Source organism: Arthrobacter sp. NPDC057388 (assembly GCF_042668165.1).
GTDB lineage: Bacteria > Actinomycetota > Actinomycetes > Actinomycetales > Micrococcaceae > Arthrobacter.
This window is the reverse complement of the sequence record NZ_JBHVBL010000062.1, coordinates 1-20591: the sequence shown is the minus strand read 5'-3', so window position 1 is coordinate 20591 and position 20591 is coordinate 1. Positions and strand designations below refer to the sequence as shown.

General features: G+C 66.7%; 15 protein-coding genes. 7 read left to right on the top strand and 8 right to left on the bottom strand.

All coding sequences use genetic code 11. The features are described 5' to 3' along the window. Nucleotides 1-57 precede the first annotated feature (57 nt). The 3 genes from ACFUTU_RS19925 to ACFUTU_RS19915 all read right to left on the bottom strand — a co-directional run bounded on the left by ACFUTU_RS19925 (nucleotide 58) and on the right by ACFUTU_RS19915 (nucleotide 3219). The gene (locus tag ACFUTU_RS19925; RefSeq protein ID WP_377967454.1) at nucleotides 58-855 is read right to left on the bottom strand and encodes a putative hydro-lyase; all 798 of its coding nucleotides are present in this window, start codon (nucleotides 853-855) and stop codon (nucleotides 58-60) included. Beyond that, nucleotides 855-2213 (bottom strand): MFS transporter, encoded by a 1359-nt coding sequence (locus ACFUTU_RS19920; RefSeq protein ID WP_377967452.1) that lies wholly within the window; start codon nucleotides 2211-2213, stop codon nucleotides 855-857. The genes ACFUTU_RS19925 and ACFUTU_RS19920 overlap by 1 nt, the downstream gene beginning before the upstream one ends. Nucleotides 2214-2544: 331 nt before the next feature. Then, nucleotides 2545-3219, bottom strand: a complete 675-nt coding sequence (locus ACFUTU_RS19915) for a GntR family transcriptional regulator (protein WP_377967451.1) — start codon at nucleotides 3217-3219, stop codon at nucleotides 2545-2547. 105 nt (nucleotides 3220-3324) lie between these two features. Here ACFUTU_RS19915 and ACFUTU_RS19910 point away from each other — a divergent pair, with 105 nt between their 5' ends. From ACFUTU_RS19910 to ACFUTU_RS19895, 4 genes are all read left to right on the top strand, one after another. Beyond that, nucleotides 3325-4083, top strand: coding sequence for a LamB/YcsF family protein (locus tag ACFUTU_RS19910; protein WP_377967449.1), 759 nt, complete (start codon nucleotides 3325-3327; stop codon nucleotides 4081-4083). Between the two features lies 1 nt (nucleotide 4084). Next, nucleotides 4085-5878 (top strand): 5-oxoprolinase/urea amidolyase family protein, encoded by a 1794-nt coding sequence (locus ACFUTU_RS19905; RefSeq protein WP_377967447.1) that lies wholly within the window; start codon nucleotides 4085-4087, stop codon nucleotides 5876-5878. Then, on the top strand, nucleotides 5878-7635 hold the full coding sequence (locus tag ACFUTU_RS19900) for an acetyl/propionyl/methylcrotonyl-CoA carboxylase subunit alpha (RefSeq protein WP_377967445.1): 1758 nt from the start codon (nucleotides 5878-5880) through the stop codon (nucleotides 7633-7635). The genes ACFUTU_RS19905 and ACFUTU_RS19900 overlap by 1 nt, the downstream gene beginning before the upstream one ends. Nucleotides 7636-7766: 131 nt before the next feature. Then, complete coding sequence (locus ACFUTU_RS19895) at nucleotides 7767-8993, top strand: NADP-dependent isocitrate dehydrogenase (protein WP_377967443.1); 1227 nt, start codon at nucleotides 7767-7769, stop codon at nucleotides 8991-8993. A gap of 81 nt (nucleotides 8994-9074) precedes the next feature. Here ACFUTU_RS19895 and ACFUTU_RS19890 read toward each other — a convergent pair whose 3' ends face one another. The 5 genes from ACFUTU_RS19890 to ACFUTU_RS19870 form a co-directional block, all read right to left on the bottom strand. Beyond that, nucleotides 9075-10166: an isocitrate/isopropylmalate dehydrogenase family protein gene (locus tag ACFUTU_RS19890; protein WP_377967441.1), complete on the bottom strand. Its 1092-nt coding sequence runs from the start codon at nucleotides 10164-10166 to the stop codon at nucleotides 9075-9077. A gap of 14 nt (nucleotides 10167-10180) precedes the next feature. Next, the gene (acnA, locus tag ACFUTU_RS19885) at nucleotides 10181-12829 is read right to left on the bottom strand and encodes an aconitate hydratase AcnA (protein WP_377967439.1); all 2649 of its coding nucleotides are present in this window, start codon (nucleotides 12827-12829) and stop codon (nucleotides 10181-10183) included. A 146-nt stretch (nucleotides 12830-12975) separates the two neighbouring features. After that, nucleotides 12976-14106, bottom strand: a complete 1131-nt coding sequence (locus ACFUTU_RS19880) for an ABC transporter ATP-binding protein (RefSeq protein WP_377967437.1) — start codon at nucleotides 14104-14106, stop codon at nucleotides 12976-12978. Continuing rightward, nucleotides 14099-15877, bottom strand: coding sequence for an ABC transporter permease (locus tag ACFUTU_RS19875; protein WP_377967435.1), 1779 nt, complete (start codon nucleotides 15875-15877; stop codon nucleotides 14099-14101). The genes ACFUTU_RS19880 and ACFUTU_RS19875 overlap by 8 nt, the downstream gene beginning before the upstream one ends. 35 nt (nucleotides 15878-15912) lie before the next feature. After that, nucleotides 15913-17088: an ABC transporter substrate-binding protein gene (locus tag ACFUTU_RS19870; RefSeq protein WP_377967433.1), complete on the bottom strand. Its 1176-nt coding sequence runs from the start codon at nucleotides 17086-17088 to the stop codon at nucleotides 15913-15915. Between the two features lie 213 nt (nucleotides 17089-17301). Between ACFUTU_RS19870 and ACFUTU_RS19865 the strand changes: the two genes are divergently transcribed. The 3 genes from ACFUTU_RS19865 (at nucleotide 17302) to ACFUTU_RS19855 (ending at nucleotide 20516) form a co-directional block, all read left to right on the top strand. Continuing rightward, nucleotides 17302-18657, top strand: a complete 1356-nt coding sequence (locus tag ACFUTU_RS19865) for an MFS transporter (protein WP_377967431.1) — start codon at nucleotides 17302-17304, stop codon at nucleotides 18655-18657. A gap of 1 nt (nucleotide 18658) precedes the next feature. Beyond that, entirely contained in the window at nucleotides 18659-19738 is a 1080-nt protein-coding gene (locus ACFUTU_RS19860; RefSeq protein ID WP_377967429.1) for a lactonase family protein, read from the top strand. Nucleotides 19739-19850: 112 nt separating this feature from the next. Next, nucleotides 19851-20516, top strand: coding sequence for a GntR family transcriptional regulator (locus tag ACFUTU_RS19855; RefSeq protein ID WP_377967427.1), 666 nt, complete (start codon nucleotides 19851-19853; stop codon nucleotides 20514-20516). Nucleotides 20517-20591: the final 75 nt, after the last annotated feature.

Below are 20591 nucleotides of genomic sequence, written 5' to 3'. Positions count from 1 at the left end.
GGGCCACACCCAGTGGCCCCGCCCCGCCGTCGTGATTCCCTGGGCGGCCGTTCCCGCTTACTGCCCGGCCGGAACCCGGTACGTGCTCTCCGGAACATCCGTGATGAACATATGCCCGGGCGCGTGGCTGATGGCGAACGCCGGTTTGGATGCCATGACCGCACTCTGCGGCGTGACTCCGCAGGCCCAGAACACCGGCACCTCCCCCGGCCGGATGTCCACGGGATCCCCGAAGTCGGGGCGGGCGAGGTCCGCGATGCCCAGCGCTTCGGGGGATCCGATGTGGACCGGGGCGCCATGGACCTTGGGCACTTCGGATGTGACCCGGACGGCCGTGTCCACCAGTTCGGCTGGCATGGGGCGCATCGAGACCACCATGCGGCCGTGGATCCGTCCCGCCGGGGTGCACTCGACGCTGGTGCGGTACATGGGGACGTTGCGGCCCATCTCGGTGTGGCGGAGCGGGATGCCCTCGGCGGCCAGTGCGGCTTCGAAAGTGAAGCTGCAGCCGATGAGAACGCCCACCATGTCATCCCGCCACAGGGACCGGACGTCGGGGACCTCGGCGGCCAGGACCCCGTCCTTCCACACCCGGTAAGCGGGGATGTCGGTACGGATGTCGGAGCCTTGGGCGAGGGAACTTTCGTACTGTCCCGCGGGAATGACGTCGACGACGGGACAGGGCTTGGGATTGAGCCGGCAGAATTCGAGGAATTCCTCCGCGTAGTCCGCCGTCACCGCGATCAGGTTGGCCTGGGTGAAGCCGTCGCTCCAGCCGGAGGTGGGCGTGACCAGACCGTTGCGGAACCGGAGGCGGGCTTCCGACGGCGGCAGGAGGGCGTTCGCCTGCGTCATCAGGCTGCGCTTTCAGCGGGTTCGGCGGATGCCCGCAGGTATTCCTCGTCCTCTGCGACGTCGGAGTCGCGGCCGATGGCGAGGCCCACCACGGTCAGCAGGCAGGCGACGCTCAGGTAGACGGCCACCGGGACCCAGCTGTGGAAAGTGCTCTGCAGCAGGGTGAACATGAACGGTGCGATGGCGCCGCCGATGATGCCGGCAAAGGTGTACGCCAGGGAACTGCCCGTGGACCGGAGGCGCGGGGAGAACTGCTCGACGACGAACGCGGCCTGCGGGCCGTACATGAAGGAGTGGCACAGCAGGCCCAGGACGGTGCCCACCACCAGCATCACCGGGGAGCGGCCCTCGAGCACGATGAAGAACAGGTAGGCCCAGACCGCTGCCGCCACCGCCGCGATGCCGTAGACCAGGCGCCGGTTGATTCGGTCGGAGAGGGCGCCCGCGAGCGGCATCGTGAAGAGCTGCAGGCCCGAGCCGATGAGCACGGCCAGGAGTACCTGCCCGCGGTCGAAGCCGAGTTCCTGGATGCCGTAGGTCAGCGTGAACACCGTGCAGAGCGCGTAGGTGACGTCGGGGCCGATGCGGCTGAGCATGGCAGCCAGGAGAGGGCGTTTCTGCGTGGCGAGAAGTTCCCGGATGGGGGCCTTGGGCTGTTCGCCGCGGGCCTCCATGGCCTTGAAGATGGGCGTGTCTTCCAGCTTCAGGCGGATCCACAGCCCGAATGCCACCAGCAGCGCCGAGATCAGGAAGGCGATGCGCCAGCCGTTGTCCAGGAAGGCCTGCTCTGACAGGGTCAGGGTGAGGACGGCAAGCGCGCCGTTGGCCAGCAGGTTGCCGGCGGGCGGGCCGATCTGGGCGGCGGAGGCCCAGAAGCCGCGACGGTTGGGTTCCCCGAACTCGCTGGAGAGCAGGACGGCGCCGCCCCATTCGCCGCCGACGCCCACGCCCTGCGCGAACCGCAAGAAGACCAGGATGGCCGGGGCGATGATGCCGATGTTGCCGTAGGTGGGCAGCAGGCCGATGAGGAAGGTGGCCACGCCGATCAGCATCAGGGTAAAGACCAGGATCTTCTTGCGCCCGATCTCGTCACCCAGCCGGCCGAAGATGATGCCGCCGACCGGCCGGGAGATGTAGCCCACGGCGTACGTCGAGAAGGCGAGCAGGGTCCCCGTCACGGGATCCGACGCCGGGAAGAAGATCAGCGGGAAAACGATGGCCGCAGCGGCGGAGTAGACGGCGAAGTCGTAGAACTCCAGCGCGGTCCCGGTGAGGCTGGCCGCGAAGGCCTTGTACATGTCCTTGCGCCCGACGGCGGGCCCGGTCTTTGCGGCGGCCATTGCGGATTGATTGGCCATTGGTTCCTCCATGAAGGGTGTGGAATGCATCCGTTGCGGATGCAGCGGGGCGCCGTTTGGTCCGGCGCTGCGACGTTGCCTGGCGCCGGCACTGGGCTGGGTTGGCGGCTTCCCCCGGACAGCCGCCGCAAGCGGAGCGTTCTGTTGGATTGTGGAAATGTAGAACAATCCGAAACTTGTTGAACAATGTACGCGACCCAGGTCACACGGTCAAGGGGCTCGTCGATACGCCGTTAAGCGCGAACGGACAGTTGAGGCCCCTGGGAAACGTTTCCCAAGGGCCACAAGTGTAGGTTCGCGCTGAATCCGGAGCGCTGGGGAGATGCGCCGGCTAGGAGGAGTGGACGGCCGTCTGGTGCTCTTCTGACCTGTCGAGGTAGGCCAGGAGGCGCTCGGCGGCACGCTCATACTCGCCGGCTTCCAGCGCCTTGCAGATCTGCTCATTCTCCTGCAGGTAGTCCTGGTAGAAGCCGCCGTCGATTGAGGCCTTGTGGAAGAACAGCCGCATCTCGGCCAGCACCTGCGACATGATGGTGTTGAGGCGTTCGCTGCCGGCCATGGCCACGAGGGCGCCGTGAAAATGCTGGTTGGCGCTGCCCAGGCCTTCACTGTCCCCCGCCTCGGCGGCACGCTTGCCTTCTTCCACAGCGGCGCGCACGGCGGCAACGCTCTCAGCACTTCCGCCCCCGCGTACGGCACTGACTTCGATGGCCCGCCGCACGGTGTAGACATCATGAATGTCGCTGGCCTCAAGGCTCGCCACAAAAACACCGCGGTTGGGCTGGCGGACCACCAGGCGCTCGCTGGCGAGTTCGGCAAACGCTTCGCGCACCGTATTGCGCGAGACTCCGAGCTCCTCGGACAGCGCCTCTTCCTTCAGCTTCGTGCCCGGCGGAAGCGCACCTTCGGCAATCTGGAACCGGAGCTCGCTCGCCACACGGGTGGCCACGGAGGGGACGGCCACGCGCAGCCGGGATGCGCCGGCGCTCGGGGTAACTGCTGCCATACCTCAGAATCTACACGAAGCACCCACAATTGGATTGTTGAATTGTTGAACATTCTGCCGAAAGGGTGCATCCTTGTCTAAGGACGAGTTGAGATGAGGGTCACAATGCATGCAATTGATTTGAACAGCGACGTCGGTGAATCCTTCGGGCGATGGAGCCTGGGAGACGATGCAGCCATGATGGCGTCCGTCTCGAGCGCGAACGTCGCCTGCGGATTCCATGCCGGCGACCCCAGCGTCATCAGGTCCACCTGCGAGGCGGCCGCCAAGGCCGGCGTCGTGGTGGGCGCGCACGTGGGCTACCGTGACCTGGCCGGATTCGGCCGCCGGTACATGGAAGTGGATCCGCGTGAGCTGGCCGACGACGTCGTCTACCAGATCGGCGCACTGCAGGCATTGGCCGCTATCGCCGGCACCAGCGTCCGCTACGTGAAGCCACATGGCGGCCTCTACAACGCCATTGTCCACAACACCGCGCAGGCACAGGCCGTGGTGGACGCCGTGAAGTCAGTGGACCCGGCACTGCCCATCCTCGGCCTGCCCGGATCCGAAGTCCTGCGCCTCGCGGAGGCCGCCGGGCTCCGGGCCGTTTCCGAGGCGTTCGCGGACCGCGCCTACAACCCGGACGGCACCCTGGCGTCCCGGTCCCAGCCCGGTTCCGTTCTTGAAGACCCGGAGGCCGTGGCCGCCCGCGTCCTGCAGATGACCACCGGCGAGGCCATCCGAGCCACCGATGGCTCCGACCTGAAAATCAACGCCGAGTCGGTGTGCGTCCACGGCGATTCACCCGGCGCGGTCGCCATGGCCGTGGCCGTGAAGCGAGCGCTCGATGCCGCCGGCATCACCATCAAGGCGTTCGTCTAGCATGAAGCGGCGGATTCAGGACCCGATGGCAAACGCCAGCTTCGGCATGCCGGCCGCATCATCCGGCCAGCCCGCGCCAGCGGTTTCGAGCACGGCGGCTTCGAGCACCGCGCCTTCCAGCACCGCCCGCCAGGGCAGGGTGCGTGCGGTGCGGCCGGTGGGGACGCGCACGGTGCTCGCCGAACTCTCCGGCCTGCAGGACGTGCTCGCCCTGCAGGCCGCCCTCCTTGACGCTCCCCTGCCGGGCCAGCAGGACGTCCTGGCCGCCGCCGAAACCGTCATGGTCAGGGCCGAGTCCCCGGCCGCTGCCCGGCGGATCGGGCAGGCCCTCCTGAAACTGGACCTCACGGCACCGGCCGAGCAGGCCGGCGGCCTGGTGGTCATTGACACCGTGTACGACGGCGAGGATCTCGCCGAAGTGGGGAAGCTGACCGGCCTCGGTGCCGACGGCGTGATCGCAGCCCATACCGGCCAGGTCTGGACCGTCGCCTTCGCCGGCTTCGCACCGGGCTTCGGCTACATGGTGGGCGAGAACCAGGCCCTGGAAGTGCCGCGCCGGAGCTCCCCGCGCACCGCCGTCCCGGCCGGATCGGTGGCCCTCGCCGGGAACTACTCGGCTGTCTATCCGCGCAAGTCCCCGGGCGGGTGGCAGCTGATCGGCCGCACCGGAGCCAGGATGTGGGACCTCGACCGTCCCGAGCCTGCCCTGGCCAGCCCAGGGCACCGCGTCCGGTTCCGCGCCGTCCGCGACGTGGTCCACATGGCGGGCGAGGCCTCCCCAACAGCTGAGACCGAGCAGCAGACAGACCCGCAAACCACCTCCGGTCTCCGCATCCTGTCCCCCGGGATCCACAGCCTCATCGAGGACCTTGGCCGGCAGGGCCATTCGGCATTGGGGGTCTCCGCCGCAGGCGCGCTGGACCGGGCCTCGCTCCGGCGCGCAAACCGCATTGTCGGGAACGCGCCGTCGGCCGCCGCCATCGAGACTGTCTCGGGCGGGCTCAGGGTGCAGGCCATCGGCGACCAGGTCCTGGCGGTCACGGGGGCGCCGTCGGCACTCACCGTTGTGACGCCGTCGGACTCCGCCGATGAGCCAGAGGCCGCAGACTTCGCGGAAGCAAAGCAGCGGACTGTTCCGGTGGCCGCGCCGTTCGCCCTCCTCGACGGCGAAATCCTGACCATCGGCGTTCCCGACGCCGGCTTCCGCAGCTACATCGCTGTCCGTGGCGGTGTGGACGTGAAACCCGTGCTGGGCAGCCGCTCCACGGACACCATGTCCGGCATCGGGCCGCCGCCGCTGGCGACCGGCCAGCTGCTGCCGTCCGGGGGCGAAGCCGAGTCCGGTGTTGTGGGCAGCCCGGAAATCCAGCCCGACTATCCGGGCGACGGGGTCACTGTGCTGGACATCGTCCCGGGACCGCGGGCGGACTGGTTCGACCAGGCCGCGATCGACTCCCTGTGCGGCCAGGACTGGACAGTCAAGCCGGAGTCCAACCGCGTGGGCATGAGGCTGCAGGGAACACCGCTGCAGCGCAGCCGCACCGGCGAGCTGCCCAGCGAAGGGACGGTGGCCGGCGCCATCCAGATGCCGCCGGAGGGCCTGCCCGTCCTCTTTCTCGCCGACCATCCCATCACCGGCGGGTACCCGGTGATCGGCGTGGTGGTGGACCACCAGCTTGACCTCGCCGCCCAGGTCCCGATCGGCGGAAGCATCCGTTTCCGTGTTGCCCCCGGAACTGCCGCCTCCCCCGCCGGCCCCTCCGACGAAACTCCAGAACGAAAAGCGAGCAACTGATGCACAAGGTCCTTATAGCCAACCGCGGCGAAATCGCCGTCCGCATCGCCCGTGCCTGCGATGACGCCCAACTGGCCTCCGTGGCCGTGTATGCAGACATTGATGCGGACGCCATGCACGTCGCCGCCGCGGACGAGGCCTACAGCCTGGGCGGCAATGCACCTGCGGACACCTACCTGAACATCGACAAACTCCTCGGCGCGGCCGCCACTGCCGGGGCCGATGCGGTCCATCCCGGGTACGGCTTCCTGTCTGAGAACGCCGACTTCGCGCAGGCGGTGCTGGACGCCGGCCTCGCCTGGATCGGGCCTTCGCCGGAGGCCATCCGCCAGCTCGGCAACAAGATCACTGCCCGCGAGATCGCCGTCCGCGCCGGTGCCCCGCTCGTGGCGGGCAGTGACGGACCGGTCGGATCAGCAGCCGAGGCCCGCGCCTTCGCGGAGGAACACGGCCTCCCGATCGCCATCAAGGCGGCCTTCGGCGGCGGCGGCCGCGGCCTGAAAGTGGTCCGGAACATGGACGAGGTCGAGGAGGCCTTCGACTCCGCCGTCCGCGAGGCGGTTGCCGCATTCGGCCGCGGCGAATGCTTCGTGGAGCGCTACCTGGACCGCCCGCGCCACGTCGAGGCCCAGGTGCTGGCCGACACGCACGGCAACGTCATCGTCGTCGGGACCCGGGACTGCTCCCTGCAGCGCCGGCACCAGAAGCTGGTGGAGGAGGCCCCGGCGCCGTTCCTCAGCGAGGGCCAGCGGGCCCGGATTTACGACGCCGCCAAGGCCGTCTGCCGGGAAGCCGGCTACTCGGGCGCGGGGACGGTGGAGTTTTTGGTCGCCGCGGACGGCACGGTCGCCTTCCTGGAGGTGAACACCCGGCTGCAGGTCGAGCATCCCATCACCGAGGAGACCACGGGCATCGACCTGGTCCAGGAACAGTTCCGGATCGCTGCCGGCGAGCGGCTCCGCCTCACCGAGGATCCCGCGCCGCGCGGCCACGCCTTCGAGTTCAGGATCAACGCGGAGGACGTGGGGCGCGGGTTCCTGCCCTCCCCCGGAACCGTCGCCGAATTCACGGCGCCCACCGGCCCGGGCATCCGGCTGGACACCGGGGTCCGTTCCGGTTCCTTCGTGGCGCCGCAGTTCGACTCGCTGCTGGCCAAGCTGATCGTCACCGGCGCCGACCGCCAGCAGGCGCTGCGGCGGGCCCGCCGCGCCCTGGCCGAGATCAGCATCAGCGGCGTGGCCACCGTCCTGCCGTTCCACCGCGCGGTGGTGGAGGCCCCGGACTTCATCTCGGAGGCCGGCCTGGACGTCCACACCCGCTGGATCGAGACGGACTTCGCCGACCGGATCCCGGCCGATCCCGACTTCAGCCCCACGGGCCCCGAAGGCCGCCGGCGCACCATCACGGTGGACGTGGACGGCCGGCGCCTCGCCGTCGGGCTTCCGGCAGATCTGCTGGACGGCTGGGCCCGCTCGGGCCAGGGGCTTCCCGGCGGTCTTTCGGCTGCGCCTGCCGCAGGCTCGCCCGACGGCGGTGCTTCCGACCCTGCGCAGCTCCGCGCGGCCATGAGCGGCACCGTGGTGAAGTGGCTCGTGGATCCCGGCACGGACGTGGCCGCCGGCGATCCCGTGGTAGTCCTGGAGGCCATGAAAATGGAAACCAGCGTCCCCGCCCACCGCGGCGGCGTCCTCTCCGGCGTCGCCGCCGGACCCGGCGACGTGATCACCGCCGGGTCGGTCCTGGCGCATATCGGCTAACTGTTTGCCGGCAAAGGCAAGAGGACGACGGCGGGACCACCCGCCGTCGTCAGTTTTTCTTTGCCCTGCATATAAGGCAATGTCATAGCTTATAATCTATAACCAACGAACATTCCCAACGAGGAGGCTTGGTGGCCGACAAACGGAAAATAGATGTGGCTGGCCCCGTGGTGGAGCTGGACGGCGACGAGATGGCGCACGTCATCTGGGAGTTCATTCGGGACCGCCTAATCTGCCCCTATCTGAACATTGACCTCAGGCGCTACGACCTCTCCCTCCGGAACCGCGACGCCACCGACGACCAGGTCACGCTGGACGCCGCACACGCGGTCCGGGAGCACGGGGTGGGCATCAAGTGCGCCACCATCACTCCCGATGAAGCCCGGGTGGCGGAGTTCGGACTCAAGAAGATGTGGGGCTCCCCCAACGGGACGGTCCGGAACGTGCTGGGCGGTGTCCTGTTCCGCGAACCGATCATCATCTCCTCCATCCCCCGCCTGGTCCCGGGCTGGACCAAGCCCATCGTGATCGGCAGGCACGCGTTCGGTGACCAGTACCGGGCCTCAAACTTCAGAGTGCCCGGCCCGGGGACGCTGACCCTTACGTTCACCCCGTCCGACGGCGGACAGGAGATCCGGCAGGAAATCGTCACCTATCCCGAGGGAGGCGGCGTGGCCATGGGGATGTACAACTTCAACGAGTCCATCCGCGACTTCGCCCGGGCGTCCTTCGCCTACGGCCTGCAGCGGAACTACCCGGTGTACCTCTCCACCAAGAACACGGTCCTGAAGGCCTACGACGGGCAGTTCAAGGACCTGTTCCAGGAGGTCTACGACGCCGAATTCAAGGACAGCTTCGACGCGGCGGGCCTCAGCTACGAACACCGCCTGATCGACGACATGGTCGCTTCAGCGCTGAAGTGGGAGGGCGGCTACGTCTGGGCCTGCAAGAACTACGACGGCGACGTCCAGTCCGACACCGTCGCCCAGGGCTTCGGGTCCCCCGGGCTGATGACCTCGGTCCTGATGACCCCGGACGGCAGCACTGTGGTGTCCGAGGCGGCCCACGGCACCGTCGCGCGGCACTTCCGCCGGCACCAGCAGGGCAAGGCAACCTCCACGAACCCCATCGCCCTGGTTTTCGCCTGGACCAGGGGGCTTCTGCACCGCGGCAGGCTGGACGGCACGCCCGAGGTTGTTGGCTTCGCCGAAACGCTGGAGGACGTGGTCATCAGGACTGTTGAGTCCGGCAGCATGACCAAGGACCTGGCGCTGCTCATCGGCCCGGACCAGCACTTCCTGACGACGGAGGATTTCCTCGCGGCCGTGGACGCCAACCTTCGGCAGCGGCTGAACTAAGTCAGCACACGCAGCCCCGCACGCGAAAACGGCGGCCGCCTTCTTTGGGAAGGCGGCCGCCGGCGTCGTTTTTTGGGTTTGTCAGACGCGTTCGACGGCGGTGAGGCGGGCTGCGACGGTGTGGGCGAAGTCGCTGGTGCCGGCGGTGCCGCCCATGTCTTTGGTGGTGGTGCCGGCCAGGACGGTCGCTTCAACAGCCTTTTCGACGAGGTCTGCCGCGGTGAGGACTTTCCCGTCGGCGAATTTTGCGCCGAGCCAGCGCAGCAGCATCGCGGACGAGAGGATCATCGCGATGGGGTTCGCGATGTTCTTCCCGGCGATGTCCGGGGCGGAGCCGTGCGAGGCCTGGGCCATGGCGTGGGTGTCGGAGGAGTTGATCGAGGGCGCGATGCCCAGGGACCCGGCGACTTCACCGGCGAGGTCGGAGAGGATGTCGCCGAACATGTTTTCGGTGACGATGACGTCGAACCTGTTGCCGCGGCGGACCAGGTGCGCGGTCATTGCGTCGATGTGGAAGTCGTTCACGGTCACGTCCGGGTATTGGGCAGCGACTTCCTTGCAGACGTCGCGGAACAGTCCCGTGGTCATTTTCAGAACGTTGGCCTTGTGCACGATGGTCAGCTGCCTGGACCGGGACCGGGCGAGCCGGAACGCGGCATGCGCGATGCGTTCGGTCGCGGCACGGGTGATGATGCCGTGCATGATGGCCACGTCCGGGGTGGGCATGAACTCGCCGGTGCCGGCGAAGGTGTTCCGGTCGGCGTAGAAGCCTTCGGTGTTTTCCCGCACGATGACCAGGTCGGTGCCCTCGACGATGGCATTCCCGCCGGGGAAGGCCTTGGAGGGGCGGATGTTGGCGAACAGGCCGAAGTGCTTGCGGATGGTGCCGGAGGGGTTCAGCGCGGACCTGTGCGGTTCCGGGTAGGCGGCGGAATCGTGCGGGCCCAGCAGCCAGCCGTCCACATCATTGAGCGCGGTCAGGGTTTCGTCCGGGACGGCGGTGCCATGGGTGTCGATCGCGGTCCGGCCCAGCGGCAGCTCGGTCCACTCGATCGCCGGGGCGCCGGCGGCTTCCATGGCCGCGTCGAGAATCTTCACCGAGGCCGGAACGATCTCCGGGCCGATCCCGTCGCCGTTCAGGACGGCGAGGCGGTACTGCCTTGATGCGGTCATCTGTACTTCCTTTTCTAGTTCGTGGTTGGGGCACCGGCGCCGGCCAGCGTCCTGCGCAGGATCATGGGGATGACGCCGCCGACGGCCAGGAGCTCGCATTCCAGCCCCGTCTCCACCGCGGCGGTTGCCGTGAATGGTTCTTCGCTGCCGTCTGCCCGCACGATCCTGACGGGGATCTCTGCCCGGGGGTGGATGCGGTCTTCAGGAGCGTCTACTGCGATCCGGTCGCCAGGCTTGAGGCTGGTGAATGTGTCCCGCATGTCTGCGGGCATGACGAGCGGGAGGATGCCCATGCCGATGAGGTTGGAGCGGTGGATGCGTTCGAAGCTGGCGGCGATGACGCTGCGCACGCCGAGCAGCCGCTGGGCCTTGGCGGCCCAGTCCCGCGAGGATCCCATGCCGTAGCGCTCGCCGGCGACCATGACCACGGAGTCACCCGCGTCGCGGTACCGCTGCGCGGCGTCCCAGATGGGTAGGGTTTCGTTCGATGGCGCGTGGACAGTGTGCGCCACGGGAGCGTCGGGGTGCAGGAGGTTCCTGACTGACTTGTTATGAAAGGCGCCCCGGACCATGACCTCCCAGTTGCCGCGGCGGGATGCGAAGACGTTCAGGTCCGCCCGGTCCTCTCCCCGTTCTACCAGGAAGTCAGCAACGTCGCTGCCGGGTGGGATGGCGCTGGCCGGGGAGATGTGGTCTGTGGTGATGTCATCGCCAAGAACCAGCAGCGGATGCGCCGTGAAGCTGCCCAGCAGGCTTCCCTCCGAAATGGCGGCGAAGGGCGGACGGCGAAGGATAGTGGAGGCCGCATCCCAGGGGTACTGCGCTCCTTCGGGCGCCTCCACCCGACGCCACTGCGGATCGCGGCTGGCGATGGCAAAGTCACGCCGGAAGTCCAGCGGATCGTTGGCCTTGACCATTAGCGCGTCGATCTCGGCGCGGGTCGGCCAGAGCTCGTTGAGATAGACGGGCGTGCCATCTGCCATATGCTGCAGGGGTTCGGTGCTGAGGTCCCGTTTGGCGTCGCCGGCCAGGGCGAAGGCAACCACCAGCGGGGGCGACATAATGAAGCTGAGCTCCACGTCCGGATGGACCCGGCCCGGGAAGTTCCGGTTGCCGGACAGGATCGCGACGGGCTCGCTGAAGCCGTCCTGCTGGGCCTTGGTGATGACGGGTGTGAGCGGGCCGGGGTTGCCGATGCAGGTGGTGCAGCCGAACCCGACGATGTCGAAGCCCACTGAGGAGAGGTCATCGGTCAGCTCGGCGCGCTTGAGGTAGCTGGCGGCAGCCGGGGAGCCCGGGGCCAGCGACGTCTTGACCCACTCCGGGACCTTCAGGCCCCGGTTGCGGGCGTTGCGGGCGAGCAGTCCGGCGGCGATCAGCAGCCGCGGGTCAGAGGTGTTGGTGCAACTGGTGATGGCCGCCAGGGCCACCGGAAAGTCCGGAATGCTTCCCTGCCCGGCCCGGGCCGGGCCGGCTTCCTGAGCCAGTGCCTGGCGGATCCCGCCGAACGGCAGGAGATCCTGGGGACGGCGCGGGCCGGCGGCGTGCATCGCGACGGCGGAGAGGTCGACGTCGATGACCCGGGTGTACACCGGCGTTGCGGAGGCGTCGAACCAGAGGCCCGTCTGCCGGGCATACGCCTCCACCAGCCGCGTCTGTTCGGCGCCGCGTCCGGTGCTGGTCAGGTAGTCGAGGACGTGGCCGTCGATCGGGAAATAACCGGTGGTGGCACCGTATTCCGGGGCCATGTTCGCCACGACGGCCCGCTCCCCCACGGTCAGAGTGGAGACGCCAGGGCCGAAGAACTCCACGAACTCGCCGGTGACGCCGACTTCACGGAGCCGGTTGGTGATGGCCAGTGCCAGGTCGGTGGCGAGGGTGCCTGTCCGAAGTTCTCCGGTGAGCCGGACTCCGACGACGTCGGGGATGCGCAGGGTCGCGGGCATTCCGAACATGACGGTCTGTGCTTCGAGGCCCCCGACACCCCAGCCCAGGACACCGAGGCCGTTGATCATCGGAGTGTGGCTGTCCGTACCCACCATCATGTCCGGCACCGCCCACCGGGCTCCGTCCTTCTCGACGACGCTCACTACTGTGGCCAGCTGCTCCAGGTTGATCGTGTGCATGATGCCGGTGCCCGGAGGGTTGATGTGCACGTCGCTCATTGCTTTGGAGGCCCATTTCAGGAACTGATAGCGCTCCCGGTTTCGGCGGATTTCGTGCTTGATGTTCCGGGCAGCCGCATCCTGGCGGCCGTATTCCTCCACCGCCAGGGAATGGTCAATTGAGACGTCCACGCGCAGCAGCGGATTCAGGGCCATCGGGTCCTCGCCGCTTTCGGCCAGGGCGTCGCGCATGGCGGCGATGTCCACCAGGGCCGGCGTGCTGGTGGTGTCGTGCATCAGCACACGGTTGGGAAGAAACTCAATTTCGGCGGTGCTGCTGCCGGTCTCGAGCCACCGTCGCAGGGCAGCCATCGCCTGCTCGCGCTCCTGCCCTGCCATGTTCCGCTGGACGTTTTCGGCCAGGAGCCGGAGCACCATGGGCAGTCGCGCATAATCGGCTCCGAAGGCACCTTCGATGTCCACCGCCTGCAGCACCTCGCCGTTGACGCTGAGGTGGATAAGGGCGGGGTTGGAGCCGGCGGCGGTGGCGATGCTCATCGTGCACACTTTCTCGAGGACAGCATTGGGGCCTGACGTAAATTATAAGCTATAACCTACAACCCGCGCCGCTGCTGGTGATGGTTTCATTCCGGCGCGGAAGCTGCTCTTGGCAGGATTCCGCGCCGGGCTCTCTTGGTCGGTTCCTAGTGGGTGACGGCCATGAGTTCGGCGACGTCGGCGGATACCACGTCCGACCGCGGGTAGAGGCGGACAGACTCTGCCGGGACCGCCAGGCGTACCGGCCCGGTCAGGCCGCCGGTGGTGCTGTCGACGAGGAGGGTCTTGCTGCCGTACTTGAGGTCGTACTCGTAGCGGGAACCGACGTAGGAGGTGGTCATGATGTCCGCACTGAGGATGATCGCGTCATCCGGCACCTGCGCTCCCCGGCTGGTCAGAAAGACCTTTTCGGGCCGGAACGCGACGGTGACAAGGTCCCCGGCGGCGGCCTGCTCGCTGGTTGCCACGTTGATGGTTTCCCCGCCCTCCTCCAGGCGGACCGTTGCCGCGCCGTTCCGGGCGGAAACGACCGTGCCGTCGATGAAGTTGGAGCGGCCGATGAAGGCCGCGACTTCGGCGGTGGCGGGGCGTTCGTAGATCTCGTACGGCGGGGCGACCTGGAGCATGTGCCCGTTGGACATCACGGCGATGCGGTCGCTCATGGCCAGGGCCTCTTCCTGGTCGTGGGTGACGTAAACGGTGGTGATGCCCAGTTCGGACTGCAGGCGTTTGAGCCAGACGCGGGCCTGCTCCCGGAGCTTAGCGTCGAGGTTGGACAACGGCTCGTCCAGGAGCAGGACCTTGGGCGAGTAGACCAGGGCGCGGGCCAGGGCGACGCGCTGCTGCTGACCGCCGGAGAGCTGATGCGGGTAGCGGTGCGCGAGATGGGCCAGGCCCACCTTGTCCAGGGCGTCGTGGATGAGAGTCTTCTGTTCGGCTTTGGGGACCTTGCGGATGTTCAGCGGCATGGCCAGGTTGTCCGCCAGGGTCATGTGCGGCCAGAGCGCGTAGGACTGAAACACCATCCCGAGGTTGCGTTCTTCCGGCGGGACGAATTTGTTGGAGGTGGCGTCAACCAGGACGGTGCTGCCGACGGCGATGGACCCGGAGGTGGGCTGCTCCAGGCCTGCCAGGCAGGACAGGGTGGTTGACTTGCCGCAGCCGGAGGGGCCCAGGAGGGTGAAGAACTCCCCGTCCCTGATGGTGAAGCTGACCTCATGCAGAACGGTGTTGCCTCCGAAGTCCTTGCGGAGATTCTTGACGACGACGTCAGGCATCTTTCTTTCCTTTCGTGAGCAGGCCGGCGATGCCGACGAAGGCTGCCGTGATGACGATCTGGATGGTGGCCAGGGCGGCGACCGATCCGGTGTTGCCCTGGACCCAGAGCTCGAGCATGGTGGTGCCGATAACGGCGGAGTCGGCCGAGCCGAGGAATATGGCCGGGGAGTATTCCTTCATCATCACCACGAAGGTCAGCACCATCGCAGCGACGAATGCCGGGGTAAGGAGTTTGACCAGGATCCGCAGGAACATGCGCATCCAGTCCGCCCCGTTGACGCGGGCCGCGTTGTCCAGTTCCTCGCCGATCTGCATCACGGCCGGGGAGATCGACCCGAACGCGCTCGGCAGCGCGCGGATGCCGAACCCGATGATGATGGCCCAGATCGTGCCCTGGAGCAGGGACCCCATGTTGAACGGCATGAACGCGAAGGCCCAGAACAGGCCGATGCCGATGATCAGGCCGGGCATCGCCTGCGGGGCCAGCGCCAGGTATTCGATCAGTTTGCGGTGGCGGAAGCTCGAACGCTTGGCGACGACGACAGCCACCACGGCCAGCACGCTGACCGTGACGGCACCGATGCCGGCGACGATGAGGCTGTTGCGGATTGAGCCGACATAGGCGGGGAACTCGAAGATGCGCTGGTAGTTGGCCAGAGTCGCGGAGGCGAGCGGGTTCTGCAGTGGGGTGAAGATCCTGGTGAAGGAGCGCATCACCAGCCCGGCAATGGGGATGAGCGCTCCGATGACGACGTAGACGGCGATGAAGGCGACGGCGAGCCATTTGATCCAGCCCAGGTCAAGGAGGCGGGGCCGGGTGGCCTTGCCCCGGACCGAGACGAACCGTTTGGCGTCCTTGAGGAGCTTCGCCTGTGCGGCGACGAGCAGGACGGTCACCAGCAGGATGATGACTGACGCTGCGCCGAGGATGCCGTAGTCCGGGTCGATGGACTGCAGCCCGTTCTTGTACAGGAAGGTGGCGAAGACGGTGATGTCCACGGGCTGGCCGTAGAGCAGCGGGATGGACAGGGTTTCGATCGACATGCTGAACACCAGTACGGAGCTGTAGACCATGGGCGGGCGCAGCATCGGGATGATGACCGACCAGAGGATCCGGAACGGGCCTGCGCCCACGGTCTGGGCTGCGCCTTCGAGGGATGCGTCGGAGTTGCGCAGCGCGTTCGCACAGAACAGGTAGGCGATCGGGGCCAGTGCGACTGCCTCGGTCAGTGCCATGCCCGGGATCGTGTAGAGGTCCCAGGGCAGGAAGCCGAGGATCCTGCGGACTTCAACGCTGGCAAAGCCCGCCGGTCCGTACATCGTGATCCAGCCAAAACCCAGGATCAGGGAAGAGATGAAGAATGGCCATTGCATTGCCGCACCAAAGAACTTCCGGCCGGGAATGTTGGTGCGGATCACCACGATGGCCATCGGCACCGCGATCAGCAGTGTCATCACGGTGGTCAGGACCGCGAAAAGGAGCGTGTTGAGGGCCACCGTGCCGAAACCGGCTTCGGTGAAGAGCCGGGTGTAGTTTTCGGCGGTGAACAGACCGCCCTCCTCGTACAGAGGGCGGTCCATCACCGACTGGTAGAGCGTGGGGACCACCGGTGCAAGAACCAGGAGCGCCAGGATAATGATGGTTGCCCAGTACAGCAGCTGGCCGCGGTCGGCGCCAAGGATCCTGGGGTACTTCGGCGCCGGGTACTCCGGCCTGACGGCCGCGGCGGCCGCCTGGGCCGGGGGCCTGGTTTCGGGAATTGTTGTCATGGTTTTTCCGGTCCTTGCCTGGTCAGTCGTGATGCTTACTTTTTGAGGCTGTTCCAGCGCGCGGTGAAGGCTGCCTTCTCATCCGCGGAAACCGACTCGTAGGGAACGGAGACGATGTTCGCCTCGCCGACGTCCTTGACGATGTCGGCATAGGTGTAGGTGTACTCGACAGGCTTCACACCCTCGCGGAAGGACGAGAGTCCGCCTTCCTGGATGGCCTGCTGGCCTTCGGCCGAGAGGGTGAAGTCCATGAACAGCTTGGCGGTGGCAGCGTGCGGCGCCTTCGCGGCGATGCCAAGGCCTCGCGGCAGGACCACGGTGCCGTCATCGGGAAGTGCGATCTTGAACAGGCCGCCGGAGTCTTTTACGACAGGGAAGGCCGGCGCGGCGCTGACCAGTGCGCTGGCGACATACTCACCGGACAGGACCTTCTCGGTGGCTGATGAGCTTTCCGGCCGTGACAGCGGCAGGATCGTCGCCAATGACTCCCACGCTTCGGGTTTGCTCTTGGTCAGGGCGTGGAAGACCGTGAATCCGAAGGCGCCTTTGATGTCGCGGACGCCGATCTTGTCCTTGAACTGCGAGGGGTTGGCCTTGGCCTGCTCGGCCAAGGAAGCCAGACCCGTCGGAGCGTTGGGCAGCAGCGAGGTGTTGTAGGTCACCGTCATCGCATCTGTGGACATGGCGGTGACGCCCGGCAGCAGGTTGGCGAACTTGGGTACCTTCGCCAACTCCGGGGACTTGTACGGGGTCAGGACATCGGCTCGTGCCGCGAAATCCGCCCAGGCTCCGGACGCGTTGGACACCAGGACGTCGGCCGGCGACTTTCCTGTGGCATTCTCACTCAGAACGCGCTGGAAAACCTCATCGGAACCGAGGTTGTTGGCCGAGATCTCCTTGATGAATGGATACTTCTTCTTGAAGTCCCGGAAGACCGGGGCCCAGTTCTCCTGGTCCGTGTTCGAGTAGATCGTCAGCTCGCCGCCTTCCTTCTCAGCGGCAGCCACCAGCTCCTTGTAATTGGCCGGGTAATAGTCGGGGTACTGGCCCGTTGCAATGGAGTTGACCGGCGCGGGAGCGGCTGCCGGCGACGAGCCGCCGCAGGCGGTCAGGGTCAGGGCCACGGCCGAAACCACGCCCGCCGCTGCGTACTTGAAGAACAAGGCTCGTGGCAGGGGCTGTGGGATGGAGCGGGGTTTGGACGCCATCATGGCTGTCTCTCCTTTGAGCAAAGCGATGGGAACTTTGACTTGCGGACCATTCGCTGTGATCCGACTCACGTCACTATAGCTTATAACCTATAGGCGCTTGTCAAGTACTTTGCGCCCCGACGAGGCGCCTTGACTTGATTTGCGTCACAACCTACGCTTCTTACAGCCTATAACCTATAAAGCGCCGCAAGGGGCTTACTCAGGAGTTTCACCATGACCGTCAAAGACGACCCGGGTCAGGCACAGTTCGCCAAGGCGACTGTCCGCAAGATCACGCTGCGGATCATCCCGTTCATCTTCCTGCTGTACATCGTCAACTACATCGACCGCGCCAACATCGGCTACGCGTCCCTGCAGATGAACGCCGAACTGGGCCTGACGAGCCAGGCCTTCGGCCTTGCCGCCGGACTGTTCTTCATCGGTTATTTCCTCTTCGAAGTGCCCAGCAACGTCGCCCTCGCCAAATTTGGCGCCCGGCGGTGGATCGCCCGGATCCTTGTAACCTGGGGCATCCTCGCCGTCGCCATGGGGTTTGTCCAGAACGACATTCAGCTGTACATCATCAGGTTCCTGCTGGGCGTCGCGGAGGCAGGCTTCTTCCCCGGCATCATCGTGTACCTGGGCTTCTGGTTCCGCGGCAAGGAACTGGCCACCACCATCGCCCTCTTTGTGGCATCCATCCCCGTCTCGTACATCATCGCTTCCCCGCTCAGCACCTGGATCATGCACACGGTGGGGTGGTTAGACATGAGCGGCTGGCGCTGGATGTTCATCCTCGAGGGCCTGCCGGCCGTGATCCTCGGCGTTATCTGCTTCTACGCCCTCACCGAACGCCCGAAGGACGCCAAATGGCTGACAGCCAGGGAGCGCGACTGGATTACCGCCGAACTGGAAAGCGAACAGGCCGCCAAGAAGGGCTCCACCCTCCACATGAGCATCTGGAAGACCCTGGCCAACCCGAAAGTCCTCTACCTGGGCGCCATCTACTTCGTCTACCAGGTGGGAAGCCTCGGCGTCGGCTACTGGCTCCCGCAGATCATCAAAGGCCTGTCCGGCACCCTGGACACCACGCAGATCGGCCTCATCGCCATGATCCCCTACGCTGTGGCCACCGTCGCCATGATCTGGTGGTCCCGCCGCTCCGACCGGAAGAATGAGCGCAAGGCACACAGCTACATCCCAATGGGCGTCGCAGCCGTCGCCATGTTCCTGGCAGCCGTCCTTGAATCCCCCATTTTGGTCATCGCCTCCATCAGCATCGCCCTGGCCGGCCTGTATGCGTTCAAGTCCCCGTTCTGGGCTGTTCCCGGCCAGTTCCTCTCCGTGGCCACCGCAGGAACCGCCATTGCCGCCATCAATTCGATCGGCAACCTCGGCGGCTTCGTAGGACCCTTCGCGCAGGGCATGATCGTTGACGCAACAGGCTCCCCGACGGCGGGACTGTACTTCTTCGCAGGCCTCCTGGCCGTCTCCACCGCCATGATGGTGGCCATGCGGCTGCGCAGAATCCCGGCTCCGGAAGAAACCGGGTCCGGGGCCGAGAAGACTAAAATCACGGCGGCCCGCTAAGGTGAGCACCTCCCAAGTTGCCTATGTAGGCTCACGCACCACACCGGACCGCGGAACCGGCACGGGAATCAGCAGCTTTATCCTCACCGACGGCCGGTGGACCCTCACCCATGAGACACCGGCCGTCAACCCGGGCTTCCTGGTCCTCGACCCCGCCCGGAGCGCCCTTCACGCCGCCCACGGCGACCAGGACTACGTCACCTCCTACCGGACGCACGCGGACGGAAAACTGGAAGAGATCGGCACCCAGCCGACACGTGGAACCAACCCGGCACACATCTGCCTGGACCCGTCGGGCCACTATGCACTGGTCGCCAACCACACCAGCGGCTCCGTGGTCAGCCTGCCCGTCCTGCCAGACGGCAGCCTGGGACCGGTCGCGGGGCAACTGCAATTCACCGGCACTCCCGGGCCACACCGCGCCGACCAGACAGGTTCCAAACCGCATCAGGTGATGTTCTCCCCGGCCGGCGACTACTTCCTCGTCCCGGACAAAGGCCTGGACACTCTATTCACCGGCCGGCTGTCCCCTGCCACCGGCGATCTGGAACTGACCGGAACCACCCGGCTGCGTGAATTCAGCGGACCGCGCCACGTCGTCTTCCACCCCCACCGTCCGGTCGTCTACAGCATCAACGAACTGAACTCCACCGTGACCGTCCTGGACTGCAGCACACCCGAACCGGGGCTGCGCCCCGTCCAGATACTCTCAACGGTTGAGCCTACAGACACCCGCGACAGCAGGGCCGCAGAACTGGCAATCAGCACCGACGGCCGCTTCCTCTACGCCAGCAACCGCAGCGGCGCCGGAGACGGGACTCCCGGCGGTCCGGGTGATGACACCATCGCCGCCTACGCCATCAACGACGACGGAACCCTCGCCCCGGTCTCATGGGCCAGCAGCGGCGGCATCCGGCCGCGCTTCATCAGCCTCAGCAGAGACGGCAAGACTCTCTACGCCGCCAACGAAAAGACCGGGACCATCCAGGAACTCAGGATCGATGCAAGCGACGGCACGCTCCGGCAAGGGGCGAAAGCGGCCCAGGCAGCCTCACCCGTGTGCATCATTTTTGGCCCTTGAGGCCCCCGCACGCCCTTCCTCCACTGGAAACATCGGGCCGGTTACTATAAGACATAGCCTATTCCGGCGGCCTCACAGCCTCCGCGAGGCCTGACGCACTAAGGAGTGAACGGTGGCAAACCCGGCCCTACTGACCAAGAACGCCTACGCCTACGAGGAGCTGCGCACCCGCATCCTCACGGGCGTCCTCCCCCAGGGCTCCATCCTGAGCCAGGCGCTCCTGGCCCAGGAAATCGGCGTCAGCACGACTCCCCTGCGCGAGGCGCTCCGCCGGCTGGCCGCCGAGGGTCTGGTGCAGCTCGAATCCCACCGCGATGCCCGGGTCGCCTCCCTCACCGCTGACGAAGCCCGCGATCTGTACGTCCTCCGCGAGAACCTGGACCCGCTGGCCGCCGGGCTGGCGGCGCACAGCCGGACACCCGCCGATATCGAGAACATCCAGGCGGCGCTGAAGCAGCTGACGCCGTTGCACGACGCCGCCGACCTGGAGGCCATGACGGCGCACCGCGAATTCCACCGCGCCGTCTACCGAGCCTCGCACAACCCGCTGCTCATCGGGATCCTTGAGGGCCTGTGGGACAAGGCGGACCGTTACCGCCAGATCGGCCTGCAGAGCCAGAAGGACTCCGCGAAGGACCGCAAGCGCGTCCGCGAAGAGCACATCGAGATCGCCGACGCCGTGGTGGCCGGTGACGCCGTCCGGGCCCGCGAGATCATGCAGCGCCACGTCGTGGGCAGCCTGGGCCGCCGCGCCATCGCCGTCCTCGCAGAGGGGTAGCACCACCCCTCCAACCCCGCGCGAACTGGCAGGTAATGCCCTCAAATCCACGTCTTGAGGGCATTACCTGCCCTG